At 53.5% G+C, this 13698-nt stretch carries 7 protein-coding genes and 1 pseudogene; 4 read left to right on the top strand and 4 right to left on the bottom strand.

All coding sequences use genetic code 11. From position 1 onward, the window contains the following. Nucleotides 1–495: 495 nt before the first annotated feature. The gene (locus RDA78_RS25625; RefSeq protein ID WP_434052582.1) at nt 496–1563 is read right to left on the bottom strand and encodes a glycosyltransferase family 4 protein; all 1068 of its coding nucleotides are present in this window, start codon (nt 1561–1563) and stop codon (nt 496–498) included. Between the two features lie 1178 nt (nt 1564–2741). Between RDA78_RS25625 and asnB the strand changes: the two genes are divergently transcribed. The 3 genes from asnB to RDA78_RS25610 are packed head-to-tail and all read left to right on the top strand — an operon-like array spanning nt 2742 to nt 6558. Then, nucleotides 2742–4613 carry an asparagine synthase (glutamine-hydrolyzing) gene (gene asnB / locus RDA78_RS25620; protein WP_434052581.1) on the top strand — a complete coding sequence of 624 codons (1872 nt, stop codon included), beginning with the start codon at nt 2742–2744 and terminating at the stop codon, nt 4611–4613. A 12-nt stretch (nt 4614–4625) separates the two neighbouring features. Beyond that, nucleotides 4626–5525 (top strand): glycosyltransferase, encoded by a 900-nt coding sequence (locus tag RDA78_RS25615; protein WP_434052580.1) that lies wholly within the window; start codon nt 4626–4628, stop codon nt 5523–5525. A gap of 19 nt (nt 5526–5544) precedes the next feature. Then, nucleotides 5545–6558: a glycosyltransferase family 2 protein gene (locus tag RDA78_RS25610; protein ID WP_434056211.1), complete on the top strand. Its 1014-nt coding sequence runs from the start codon at nt 5545–5547 to the stop codon at nt 6556–6558. Between the two features lie 364 nt (nt 6559–6922). On the opposite strand, the gene RDA78_RS25605 is transcribed toward RDA78_RS25610, so the two are convergent. Beyond that, on the bottom strand, nt 6923–7795 hold the full coding sequence (locus tag RDA78_RS25605; RefSeq protein ID WP_434052579.1) for a class I SAM-dependent methyltransferase: 873 nt from the start codon (nt 7793–7795) through the stop codon (nt 6923–6925). A 656-nt stretch (nt 7796–8451) separates the two neighbouring features. Continuing rightward, entirely contained in the window at nt 8452–11772 is a 3321-nt protein-coding gene (locus RDA78_RS25600; RefSeq protein WP_434052578.1) for a right-handed parallel beta-helix repeat-containing protein, read from the bottom strand. Nucleotides 11773–12046: 274 nt separating this feature from the next. Between RDA78_RS25600 and RDA78_RS25595 the strand changes: the two are divergent. After that, a pseudogene (locus RDA78_RS25595) lies at nt 12047–12225 on the top strand (IS3 family transposase); the annotation flags it as partial. A gap of 197 nt (nt 12226–12422) precedes the next feature. Here RDA78_RS25595 and RDA78_RS25590 read toward each other — a convergent pair. Then, complete coding sequence (locus RDA78_RS25590; protein ID WP_434052577.1) at nt 12423–13661, bottom strand: glycosyltransferase family 4 protein; 1239 nt, start codon at nt 13659–13661, stop codon at nt 12423–12425. Between the last annotated feature and the right edge of the window lie 37 nt (nt 13662–13698).

The following is a 13698-nucleotide window of genomic DNA, read 5'->3' as shown; positions in this document are numbered from 1 at the left end:
TCATGTTCCTGAAAAAGCAGATACCAAGCATCTTGCTCATTTTTGCCATCCTAATTTCGCGTGTTGCTGGTTCCAAGAACAACGGTCTCACTCGAGTACCAATTGATCAATAAAACTAGTCAATGACACGCAAAACCTTTCTAAAAACAATAGTTTAGACCAAGACAATGAATCTGTCGGCCAGGCAACTTTCAATTGTCTTGTCGTCACCAATGAGTTTATTGCCGGGCCGAGGAATCTTCGGTCCGAAGAGCATTAGCAGTACTATTTTGCCAATCCGTTACCAGACATCATTTTCAATTTTTTAGTCTTAATCCTGATTTACAATAAAGTGTTCGATAAACTTGGATTGCGCGAAGATCAAGTTGCATTTTCGAATGGAATAAAAATACGCGCATTTATTGAGTGTTTACATTAACGAGGATTATCCGGTTTTGATTCCGTTTCCGACTGCAGAGTTCTAATAGACTTCTTCGGTGCAAAAATCTGGGATCGTCAAGCTTTCCCGCGTGTCACTAGATTTTCGTATATCACGATGAGCCGGTTGACGACGCTTTCCCAGCTCACCTTGTCAGCTGCCCGTCTTGCAGCCTGGCTCCGGTCTTTGAGTTCACTGTCCTTCGCAGCTTTCTCAAGTGCTTTCGACAGTCCGTTATTTTCGGCGGCGCTGTACAGATAGGCGCTCTTTTCGTCGACGTAGTCCGGAATAAGTCCAATGTTGGGCGCCACAACAGGTCGCCCCGCCGTAAGCGCCAACAGCAGGCTGCCAGAAGTGAAGATATCCCGGTAGGGCATGACAACGACGTCGGCCCAACCCAGATTGTCCTCCAACTCCGCGTCACTCACGAATTTCAATTGACAGGTAACACGACTGTCCTTGCAGGCTTCGGTTTCAATCGTCTGCTTTAGGTCCGGGTCCGAAGCGTGCCCCACAATGCGCAAATGATGCGGCCCGTCCAGAGTTCCAAAGGCTTCTATTAAGTCTGGGACACCTTTGTAGGTTTTGATGCTACCGGCAAACAGAAATCGGTGGCCTTGGCTGCCAACATCTTTCGAGCAGTCTCTCGGAGGGCGATATGCAACGATCCCGTCGTAGTTTCCATGAGGAACAACAAAGAACTTTTCCTCGGAAACGCCGAGTGCCTCTTTGGCTGCGCCACGAGCACTTTCGCCGTGTATGAGAATGGCATCGGCAAGACGTGCAACAATCTTCGAATTCAATCGATCAAGCCCGGTATTTTGCTGTTCGTGATTGACGAGATTGTGCAGGGTCCAGACAATTTTTTTCCCGCGCAAGCGCCAGATCGCCAACGCGGTTGCAAAAATCGCCATGCTGGCCCAAACCTGCAGTTTGTTGGGATCGACGACATGTCCGCTGATCCAATGAAGATGTAAAATATCGCTGGGATCCGATAACAGGCGCCTTAGGAGCATCCGCGGCGATCCATTGAAGGAAACCACTCGGCAGCCCTGGTCACGTAAGGCATCGAACATCAGCGTCTGATATGGGTTTGAATCGGCGTAATCAGGATATTGCAGAACATTCATATCAAAATGCTTCAAGTCAGTTCAGTTGCTTTGATCATGCTGTGTCTGATATTCAGCGCAAATCATAAGGACAGTAATCCGAGTGACGCTTGAAAACCGTTGACCGCAGTTGGCCCCTGCGAAGTTCTTCTGATGGTTCTATCCTCGTCGACCGCGCGCGCTGCAAATATTTCCATCATTTGATGGGTCCTGTTTTCAACTAGAGTTCAGTTAGGATTTCAATTCTCGGAATGTAAAACTTGCCGAACGCGCGCTTGGCGATTCTCTTTCCCCGGCCTTGGGCGCAGACAGTGTGCGTCACGGTCTTCCGGTATTTTTACAAAACTGCTTGGAGCGGTCAAAACTCAGTAATCCGACGACACTAGATTGAATCGACTGCGCAATCAATGCCGACGGCACTTCCGTCCGCCTGAATCTGTTGTGGGGAATCATGGGAACTTCAAGCAAGTCTTGTGTTCAAGTCTGATATCGACCGACGTTTGCACCTATTAAGATCGCGGCTCGGCACAAATGGCGGTCAACGGACGGCCGCCAAAGCGATGCAAGTTACAGATCCGTACCCATAAATGAGACTGAAATGGCATGCGAAATGGCGAAGTCCCGTTAGGAAGGCTATGCGGAGCGGGCTTTCTGCCCGGTCAAGCACGCTGACGCCACGGGGTGACGCCATTTCCATGTCCTTCGGATTTGACCGGCTTGCTTCTCCTCGGCGTTGCGAAAGGCTTGAAAATGAGCCACATTTCCTGCGCTTCCGCGCCTTGACGAGAAGCAAGCCGCCTCAAACCATTACAGCCTCATTTATGAGTCCATCACCTAAAGGCTGGGTGTGGCCTTTGCATTGGATTGTGTACACGAAGAACCTACCACATCGCCTGGCGAAAGTGCGCAAATTGCCGAAAGACCCGATCCCTGGAATCAGGACGCTGTCCGGCTTTCCGGACATCACGGCATAGATTCGCAACCATGGACTTCCTGGGGCAAAAAATTCGCGTGGAAGGCAATTGGGAAAAACGTTACAAGGGTTTAAGCACCCAGCGTTGCCCGGTCCCTGACCCCGCGCAGGGCCTTGACGTTGGGTCATGATTGGATCATACACGCCTTCGTTTGCGGGTCTTGGTTTGCAGCACTCGCGGAACGGGACCAGGCGGCGCAGAACCGGCGGTGCCGGGCAAGTAGACAGGATCGACCAATATATGTGCGGAATCGCTGGATGGATCGGGCCGTACGGCACAGAAGTGCAATTGAAAGCCATGACCGATGCGGTTGCGCATCGCGGTCCTGATGGCGAGGGGCAGGAGATACTGCCCTTGGCCAATGGCGCCGTCGCAGCTTTGGGGCATCGGCGATTGTCGATTATTGACCTGGCCACGGGTGGCCAGCCGATGGCGAGCCACGACAACCGCTTCACGCTGGTGTTCAACGGCGAAATCTACAATTACATCGAAATCCGCGAAGAGCTTTTGGCGGGTGGCGCACGGTTTCAGACCAAATCCGACACCGAAGTGATCCTGGAAGCATGGCGAGTGTGGGGGCCGGACAGTCTGACCCGCTTCCGCGGCATGTTCGGCTTTGCGATATATGATGCCGAGACCCGGCAGGTGACGATCGCGCGGGACAATTTCGGCAAGAAGCCAATTTACATCGCCGAGACACAGGTGGAAGGACAGCCTTGCCTGGTCTTTGGTTCGGAAATCCAATCATTGCTTCAGCATCCCGCAATTGAGCCGAAGCTTGACGAGGCCGCTTTGCGCGCTTACCTCGGCTGGCGCTATGTGCCGGCGCCGAAGACGTTGTTTCAGGGGATCGAAAAACTCACCCCAGGCAGTTACCTTACCTGGAACGCAGAGGGTGAAGTCACCCGCGCCCGATTTTGGTTGCCGCCCGAGGAACGGGAAGAACCCCGCACGCCACCCGAAGATCCGGTCGCAGAGTTCCTTGAGGTCTTCGACCGTGCGGTAACACTGCGGCTTCGCGCGGATGTGCCCTTGGGCGCATTTTTGTCAGGCGGGCTGGACTCCACCGCCATTGTAGCTTCCATTGCCCATCACGGGATCAGCGGCATTCGCACGTTTTCCGTGGGGTTCAAGGACGATCCGGCGTCTGAATTACCCCTGGCCGAGGCCACCGCGCGGGAAATTGGGACGATCCACACACCGGTGGTGCTGGAGCCTGGCGATCTGACCGACGATCTTCCGATCCTCAGCCGTCATCGTGCAGCGCCAATCGCGGAACCGGCTGATTTGCCGATTTATCGCATGTCGATTGAAGCGGCCAAGCAGGTGAAGGTTGTGCTGTCGGGCGAAGGTTCGGATGAACTCTTCGGAGGCTATCCCAAACATTGGATGGAAGCGCGGATGGGTGGGCTGGCGCCTTCAGGGCTTCTATCCCTTCTCGGGCACGGAGCGATGGCCGCCACCTCGCTTGCGCCTGCCAAAGCGCGCCGGGTTCGGATTGCCGCCCAGGCGCTGCGCGAGCGTCGGTTCGAAGATCGAATGGTCTCCTGGTTCGCCGCCTTTCCGCCGGACCGGGCCGAAGCGCTGTGGAAAGGTCCTCCCGTAAAGCCTTGCCACGGGCCGATCCCGTTCAACGCCGCGCCGGGCGCTTCGCCGCTTCGTCAGGTGTTGCATTTCGATCAGACTTCTTGGTTGCCCGACAATTTGCTGGAGCGGATGGATATTATGACCATGGCGGCCTCCATTGAAGGGCGGGCACCGTTCATGGACATCCGGCTGGCGGAATACGCAGCTCGGCTTTCGGATGATTGGCGCATACGCGGCAAAGTGGGCAAATACATCGTGCGTCAAGCGTTGGAGCATAGGATCCCCAAAATTGTGATCGACCGGCCCAAAAATGGCTTTCGCCTGCCGGTGGCCGAGTGGTTTCGGGGCCCGTTGGCCGATCCCTTCCGCGATCTCGTGACGGGGCCTGGCTCGATTTCCGCGCAGTATTTTGATACCAAGGCTATTGGGGAGCTGCATGACGCGCACAAAAGCGGTGCCGCCACCCATGACAAGGCGCTCTGGTCGCTCTTTGCGCTTGAAACATTTTTACGTGAGTTTTTTTAAGAGAGTTTTCCAATGCTGCTGTCCGTTATTGTCCCGCATCTGAACCAAGAGGATTACCTCAGACGCTGTCTGGAAAGCCTTGATGCCCAGCAGGGCGTTAAAGCACAGGTGGAGATTATCGTGGTCGACAATGGCTCGCGCCAGCTGCCCGAAGAGGTGTGCGGGAACTGGCCCAATGTGCGGCTACTGAGCGAAAATGAGCCGGGGCCGGGTCCTGCACGAAATCGTGGCATTGCTGATGCCAAGGGTGACCTTCTGGCGTTTATTGACGCCGATTGTACCGCGAATCCGGATTGGCTCGCTTCGATTGAAACCGCGTTCCACGATCCCGCCACACAGATAATCGGCGGCGATGTGCAGGTAAGCTATGCAGATCCGGCCAATCCGACCTTTGTAGAACCGTATGAGGCAATCTATTCTTATCGCAACAATGAACATATCGCGGAAGGCTTTTCAGGTACCGGCAATCTGGCAACCCGGCCCGAAGTAATGGCCGATGTTGGCCCTTTTGCCGGGATCTCGGTGGCCGAAGACCGCGACTGGGGGCTGCGCGCGGGCGCCAAGGGTTATCCAATCCGCTTCGTTGCTGAGATGATCGTTTATCACCCCGCGCGTGACACCTTCGCAGCACTGGCGCAGAAATGGGATCGGCACGTTGCACATGATTTTCAGGATTTTCTGGAAAAGCCCCTCGGTCGACTGAAATGGGTTGCCCGCACTGTGGCGGTGGCGGGTTCGCCCGTGTTTGAGCTCAAGCGTGTGGCCACAACACCTCGGGTCAAAGGGTTCAACGAGCGCTGTTTGGCGTTTCTGTGTTTGGTTCGGATTCGCCTCCATCGCGCTCGCCGTATGGTGAGTGTAGCGGTGCAGTCTTCTAGTGGCGCACTGTCAGGCGCATGGAACCGGGAATGACGGGGAGGGGGCTGTGACCATGCCTACAGTCGATCTGATGGCAACTCCACCCGAAGCTGATTTAGTGCCTCCTGAGGTTTCCGTGATCGTGATCAGCTACAACACTCGGGAGATGACGCTTGAGTGTCTGCAAACGATCTGCGACCAGACCAAGACCGCCCATGAGGTAATCCTATTGGACAATGCCTCGAAAGACGGCTCGGTAGAGGCAGTGGCGGAGGCCTTTCCAGATACTATTTTGATGGCGGAAGCCGACAATCACGGTTTTGCCCAGGGCAACAACATCGCCATCCGGGCAAAGGCTCGGGGCCGTTATGTGCTGCTTTTGAACCCGGATACTTTGGTGCTGGACGGTGCGATTGACCGTCTCATGGCCTTCGCCAAGGCTAATCCTGATGCGAAGATCTGGGGAGGGCGAACGCTCTATGGCGACCGCAGTCTCAACCCAACCAATTGCTGGCGCAAGATGTCGCTGTGGGGGTTGATCAGTCAACTCACCGGACTGTCGAGCCTGTTCCGGAACAGCGGCCTTTTCAATCCCGAAGGCTATGGCGGCTGGTCCCGTGACAGCGAGCGGGAAGTGGACATTGTCACCGGTTGCTTTCTGCTGATCGAACGGGCGTTCTGGGATGAGTTGGGAGGCTTTGACGCGACCTATGTCATGTATGGCGAAGAAGCCGATCTGTGTCTGAGAGCGCGTGCAAAAGGCGCTCGTCCCCGGATTACCCCGGAGGCCGAAATCGTGCACTACGTCGGTGCTTCGGACACTGTTCGCAAGGATCAGTTGGTGCGGCTTCTGCGTGCCAAGACGACTCTGGTGCGTCGCCATTTTCCGGCATGGCAGCGCGGTCTGGGCATAACACTTCTGCGCCTCTGGCCGTGGAGCCGGTGGCAAGCCGCGCGCGCACGTGCAGCGCTGAGCGGCAAGGCGGACCACCGCGCATCAGCCGAGGCATGGTCCAGTGTCTGGTCCCGCCGCGCTGAATGGCGCGACGGTTATCCCGAGGTAGAGCATCAGGCGCGTGCCTGTTAGAATGGCCTTTCAGCGCCACAAACAAAGCCCCCCGGTTCATCGCATTGGGGGCATCGGGTACACGCTGTTCAACTCCCAGGTTGAATTTCTTGCTATCCAAATAGGCTGGCACTTGTCCTGATCGGACCGAAAGATCTCGAAACCCGCCGCCATGGCTCAGGTTTAGAGCTGGGCGCCGAGATCACTCAGAGGTTGAATCCATTCCTCTACATCGAGAAAAACCGCCTGGTGGACCATACATCGCCCCTCTGCTCATACAGCGAGCGGATTATTCCCGGCGATAGTTGGCGAGGCAAAAGGTAGTCCGCGTTCTCGTTGATTATCGTTCTAATGAAAATAAACAACGACTTTCGCGTGGCACAAGTCAATCTGGCTTGCGCCACGCAGCGAAAGCGAAGTGGCTCAAGCCGCTTTTTAGAGCTTGTTGATCCCAGTCGATCAAGGAATCAAAGATTGGGTCATGTTGGTCGTCAAATCTCGCCACGTAAGGCGCTAACAAATGCACCATGGTTCCGCCAATCAGCCGCATCTCTTCACCGCATCGATCTTTAAAGCTTTGAAGGATTAGATCGCTTTGAGGGGCCTCTGATGGATCTCTCATCATCATAGCCAACCTATTGAGCGGATTTTTGTAACGAAGGTCGGAAGGGTCTGCTTGCACGTAATCTAGATTGTCCGTCAAGAACTGACGCGCAAAATCGATCTCCTTTTTGGTCCACTGTAACCGTGTCGGGCCAACATAGTCATTTATCACAAGCAGGCCGCCGGGCTTCAGCGCGTCAATGCTCCATTCCATTGCGCGATCAACATCCATCATGTGGTGTAGTGCATGATCCCAGTAGACCAAGTCGTATGTATTTTTGCTATCCACTGCAAATGCGTCAGCAACATGTACTTGCATGCGATCGGCCAAATTATCGTCAGACGCCCCTTGACGGGCCTGTTCGGCCCGTGCTTCGGAAAGTTCGAACAGATCAAATTTGTCTACCAAACCCGCCTTCAGGATTGCCCGTTCCTTGCCACCTGACCCGGCTCCAACAGACACCGCACGACCCGCACTCGACCATTCTGGCAAAGCTTCCAACGCGCCGATTACTCCCCGCCCGTTTTGCGGTGAGATTGCCCTCTCAATGTATGCCTTTAGTCGCGGGACTGTCCACCAATTGGCCGTGACGCGGTTTGTGTCCCAACGCTGACCCACATACCAACTCACTGAGGCGCGTAAAAAATTTGCCATAAAATTCACCTTATCGTGTCGAATGAATAACAATCATCATGATGTGCATACCTTAAGTATCCCTCAATCCGACTAATAGTGCATCACTTACTCAAGGTCCATCTCGACAATTGCTTAAGAGATTGGTCCATCACCTAGCCGGGATCAAAAAACCAGGCCGGATATTCGCGGCGACCGGACAGTTGTGGCGGGAGACCGCCCATGTTCGTGAACAACAACCTCGACCGGAGCATCCCCGCCATGTCTGGAGCCATGACTTCATGCATCGTCGTTCCAAGGGTGTTGCGGGCCGGAGTTCGTTGCTCGAGCCGTCAAGGTCCGGATAAACGCTGTTGGGTCGAAAACCGCATACATCGAACCGGGGCAGCCCTCGGAAAAGGGATACTGCAAAAGCTTCGCGCGAGATTCCGAGACAGGTTTCTGGAAAGACGAAATCTTCTACAGCTTGAAGGAAACTCAGATCCTGATCGAAAAATGCAGGTCACATCAATTGGAAACACACTAACCGCAAAGCCCATGCATTTCAGGAGAGAAATTCATGGGAATTAGTGATCTTGGCGAGAAATCCGATACCGGGCCTTCTGCTGGGCGTTCAACAATACGCTTCGCAGAAGTCCCGGTTCGTGGATCCTGTTTCGATGGTGAAATACTAGATCTTAGAAGATGCTATCTGAGTCAGGCAGACTTGCAACTTCGTCGCTCACCATGAAGTTATGGATCGTACCGTCAAAACCTGCGTCAATACGATCGTCGCCGTCTTGGCTGCCCCAACCCAGGCCGCCGATCTGAGCAAACTGTTCGTTTTGTGCAAGGTCTAGAACAAGGTCACTGGAGCCAACCAAGTTTCCATCCACATACGCCAGAACACCTTCGTCGCTAAAGGCGATATCCACATCGTACTGCTGGTCTGACTTTACGTTTTTGTACTGAAATTTGGCATCGCTGTCCTCATCCTGTGCCCGGATGAACAGCGTGCCATCTTGAAGCCAGACTGACAGATGATTGCCACCACCATCGTAGTAATAGGCGTCTTTGGAGAAAAGGCCTTGGCGTCCTTTAACGGTATCAGCGGTAAAGCCGAACGAAATGGTGCCCTCACTAATTTCCCATTCCTCGCCGTGAGCAAGATTCACGACACTGTTCTTGCTTCCATCGAACGTTGTGTCGCCCTCAAGAGCATATGATACGTTGCTTTGATCCGAACTGTCGTCAACAGGCTCCGGTTGAGGCTGAGGTTGAGCCTCTAGCTCTGGCTCTGGAGCCGGTTCTGGTTGAAATTCGGAACTGCTCACTGCGAAATCAAAGATCTTACCGTCAAATCCGGTGTCGACCCGATCGTCGCCGTCTTGGCTGCTCCAACCGAGGCCGCCGATCTGAACGAACTGCTCGTTTTTGCTTAGATCAAGAATGAGATCGCTAGATCCAACAACGCTGTCGTTCACATATGCGACTACGCCGTCGCCGCTAAAGGCGATATCGACCTCATAAAGTTGGTTGGCGGCGATATCCTGAATTTCGAATTTAGCTTCACTGTCCTCGTCCTGGGCCCGGATGAACAGCGTGTCGTCTTGAAGCCAGACTGACAGATGATTGCCACCACCATCGTAGTAATAGGCGTCTTTGGAGAAAAGGCCCTGGCGTCCTTTAACGGTATCAGCGCTAAATCCGAACGATATAGAGCCCTCACTGACTTCCCACGCGTCGCTGTGAGCAAGATTCACGACACTGTTCTTGCTTCCGTCGAAGGTTGTCTCGCCTTCAAGAGCATAGGTCACATTGCCTTGTTTCGAACTGTCGTCAACAGGCTCCGGCTCCGGCTCCGGTTGCGGCTCCGGCTCCGGTTCGGGCTCCGGTGTCGGCTCCGGTTCGGGCTCGGGTTGCGGATCGGGATCCGGTGTCGGCTCCGGCTCCGGCTCCGGTTGCGGATCGGGTTGTGCGGTTGGGTCGCTCAGCGCGAAGTCGTGGATTACACCGTTGAACGCGTTACCGAAAGAAGATGCGCCCGTCTCGCTACCCCAGCCAAGCCCGCCTATCTGAGCATACTCGCTATTGTCTTCGAAGTTGATATTGAGATCTTTGGAGCCAATCAGCGTGCCGTTAACGGAAGCCGCGACACCATTGTCCCCAAACTGCAGTTCCACATCATAGAGTTGGCCAGTCTTGATGTTGCCAAGCGAAAATTTTGCCTCTTCACTATCGTTTTGGAACCGGGCATACAGCACGCTCCCATCCAGCCACACGGCGATATGGTTCCCGCCGCCTGTATACATATATGCATCTTTTGAGAACAGACCCTGACGTCCACTCAGATCGTTCGCCGTAAAACCAAACGAAATGACACCGTTGCCGACTTCCCAGTCACTGCTGTGGGCGACATTTACAACGCTGTTACTATTCCCGTTGAAGTTTGTTTCGCCTTCAAGAGCAAACACCACGGTTCCGTCCGCAGGAGTGTAACTCGAACTACCGTCTGAAGTGTCCGTCTCAGGCTCAGGTTGAGGCTGCGGTTCTGGCTCAGTCGGAGTGGGTGAATCGGGAGTGCTCGTCTCCGAAAGGGTTCTGGTCTCCACATTCCCGGAGAGAAGGTCGTTGAGGTAATCCAGCGCGCCGTAATGTTCGGCCAGGGATCCTTCGACCGGAAGATAATCCTGCCAGGTATCCCCATCCCCCTGAAAGAGTTTGCTTATGTCGTAATCGCGGCCGTAGAAATAGTTGTCACCGATATTGGATGACTTGGTTTCGTCAATAAGGATCTTCGCGATATTGCCGGTAACCGTTGTGCCAGAGTTGTCGTTTCCGGATTTCTCGGCCAGAATGATACTGCCGCCGCCGTCTTCATTTGGGATCAGCGAGTTATTCTGAACAACGACGTTTTTCTGACCGCCATTTATGTAGATTGAGTTCGGTGATCCGACGCTGATGAGATTGTCTTCGATCAGGATATTCTGGTAACCGCCGCTGCCGGGGTCGGAGAGAAAGATACCTTGCGTGTAGATGGCACCGGTATCCCTGTCGTCAACGATCAGGTTCCGGCTTATCACGATGTCGTGGGGTGTCGAGCCGCCACGGGCGAAGAACTGGATCGCATCCGGATGGTCGACCGTGCCGTCGCTGTAACGCACCGGCATCGCGTCAAAGAGAATGTTGTTGTCGATCAGGCCCTCGTAGCTGTCGCCAGTGACGCGGAGCAGATCCGACTGCACGTGATGCACATAGTTGTTGGTTACCGAGAAGTGGCGGACATCATTCAGCGTGATGCCGTTGTAGCCGCCGTCTACTTCGTTGTTGTCGATATCCGCGTGGTAGACGTTGCTGAAATAAATCTTTGTGTGCGAATCCTTGATCGCGATGTGGCTTGAATCGTAGACCTTGAAATCGTTGGCATCTACGCCCTGAATGCTGATATTCTCTCCGTTGGTAATATTGATATTACCGAAGTCCGCACCCAGGGTGTTCTCTGCAACTATCGTAACGGTACTGTTGTACTTCTCGTTAGAGATGTACAAATCGCCATAGTAGCCGTCTTTGAGGACTATCGTTTCCCCGCCTGACGCATTCGAAAGAGCGTTTTTTAGCTCAGAGCTGTTCGAAACGACGATAGTAGTTGTAGACATCGATTCCCTCTCAGAATTACCAAGTTGGGAATAACCTAGCGGGCAGCTGTTGACTGCCGGTTTAATGTCATCACCGTTATTTATGCAAACTTTAATAATCTCCGGATTCTTGTGTATAACTAGGCTTTCGCAGCACGAATTTTTCGAGGTTTCTACTGCCGTCTTATTCGAAAGGCTTTCGGCGTATTCTTCGCCGCTATTCAATGCACTTAGCAAATCAAAAAACTTAAAATCATAACTCGTATTTATTGCGTTAAGTAAGAATACTGTGCTCGCAATAGATATGGCGAAAAACAATGCAATAATGGGCAAAAACAAAAGGCGTCGCCGATTTTTGTAGACGCGATATGAATTTGAAGACACGCCCAGCCCCCTTTGAACCGCAACTTAATAAAAAACGGACGACAACGGCTCTGTCATCAAGTCGCGCAAACTTTTGACGAATTGAACGAGAGACGTCGTGATGTGTCAATCGCGATTGGCAAAAAGGCGCCCGGGAACTCAGGTTTCGGACCTTCGATTTGCCCTCTGAAACTGGTCCAACCTGATTTCGAGATTTGGCTGCATTTCTAGCACGAGAGTGACCCGGCCCTTGGTCCGGGCCGTCGAGCGCAGGATCCGTTCACGTTTTGCTCTGTTGCTTGACCAATGGGCCTATCTCAACAAGATGGAATTGGACTTCTCCCGGCAAGGCAAACCAACGGATGATGCTTACATTGAAGTCTTCAAAGGCAGTCTGAAGCGAACGCTTTGTGGTTCCTGTCCAAGGCAGATGCGCGGGCCCGGATCAAGGAAGGGAGGATTTTTAGCAACGAATTTTTGGCGTTGAGTGAAGTGGCGATCCAGCTGAATGAAGCCCGAAACGTCGAATGCGGTTTGCACCAGAAGTGAATTGAATTCCGCTTTCCTAACAAAATGGCGAACAACTTCAGCGGGCCTGATCACCACTGTGTGCCACAAATTTTGACCCAAACTGACATCGGACCCGTTCTTCACCGATTACCCAGGTCTGACTAAGAAACGCTAACCGATCCAGTAATCTTTGCTGATTGCTTGGGCTGCAAAAGCGTGCAGTATGCGTCGAGCATCGAATGCTTTTCGATATCCCAATGGAATTCGCGTTGTGCCCGCTCCGTGGCGTATTTCGCCATCTGCTCGCGCCGCGCCGGATCGGCCAAAAGGTCGATCATACCCTGTGCGAGGCTCTGAGGCGTGCTTTCTTCAACGACATGCGCTGCTTCGCCGGCATCAATCTTTGCCTGTTCAAGATTGAATTGTACAAAGGGCATCCCAAGCGCCATGTACTCGAACACCTTGTTCATCGAAAGCTTGTCATTGCAGACATTCGAAGGATCCGGGATCACGCCGATGTCGCACGCGGAGAGTTTTTCCAAAAGGGGTTGACCCGACACATAGCCTGCGAACTCGACATGGTCTGTCAGATTCAGTTCCTCGGACAACGCCCGCAGGCGATCGTAGTCCGGACCGTCGCCTATGATAATGCAGCCGATATCATCCCGTCTTTCAACGTTGACGATGTGGTCCATCGCCCTGACCAGGTATTCGACGCCATCCTGTTCGGCCATGATGCCGACATATCCTGCCAGATAACGGTGCCCTCGCTTTGCGGTGGGGTCCGGCTCGGCTCTTTTGAAGCGTGCGATATCAGGGAAACTTCTGACAACCCAGACCTTGTCGGACGGCATCTTGCCTGTGTTGATAGCTCTGTCTTTCAGAGTCTCATTCGTCGCCAGGCTGCCGTCGGCCAGCTTGAAGGTGCACCGTTCGAATATGGTCAGTAGTTTATGGAAAAACCCTTTCTTCCCGAACTTGATTTCATAGAGTTCCGGATTGATGTCGTGTTGGTCGAACAGAAATTTCTTGCCGAAGAACAACTTGTGAAATGCGGCAACCAAAAAGATCAGGTCCGGTGGGTTGCACGCATGGATGACATCGAACCCATGTTTGCGAAGCACTTTGATGGAAAGCCGCATCTCGTGGAAAAGCGCAGCTGAATACTCTGCAAGATAGCCAAGTACGCCTGAAGCTTCCAATGGCAGACTGTGACGGTAGATATGAATACCGTCCAGGGTTTCCTCAAGCTGCGTGTGCTTCTTCCCGGTTGGGCAAATGACGGAAACTTCATAGCCCGCCTCGCGAAGCGCAGTCGCCTCCTGCCAGACCCGCCGATCAAATGGAACGGGCAGGTTCTCAACAATAATCAGGACTTTACCGGCCGAAGGCTGCGGCATTTTGTGCGCATCAGGCAACGATCAACTCCTCAACAGA

This window comes from Roseibium sp. (assembly GCF_051016195.1).
GTDB lineage: Bacteria > Pseudomonadota > Alphaproteobacteria > Rhizobiales > Stappiaceae > Roseibium.
This window is presented reverse-complemented; position numbering and strand designations above follow the sequence as displayed.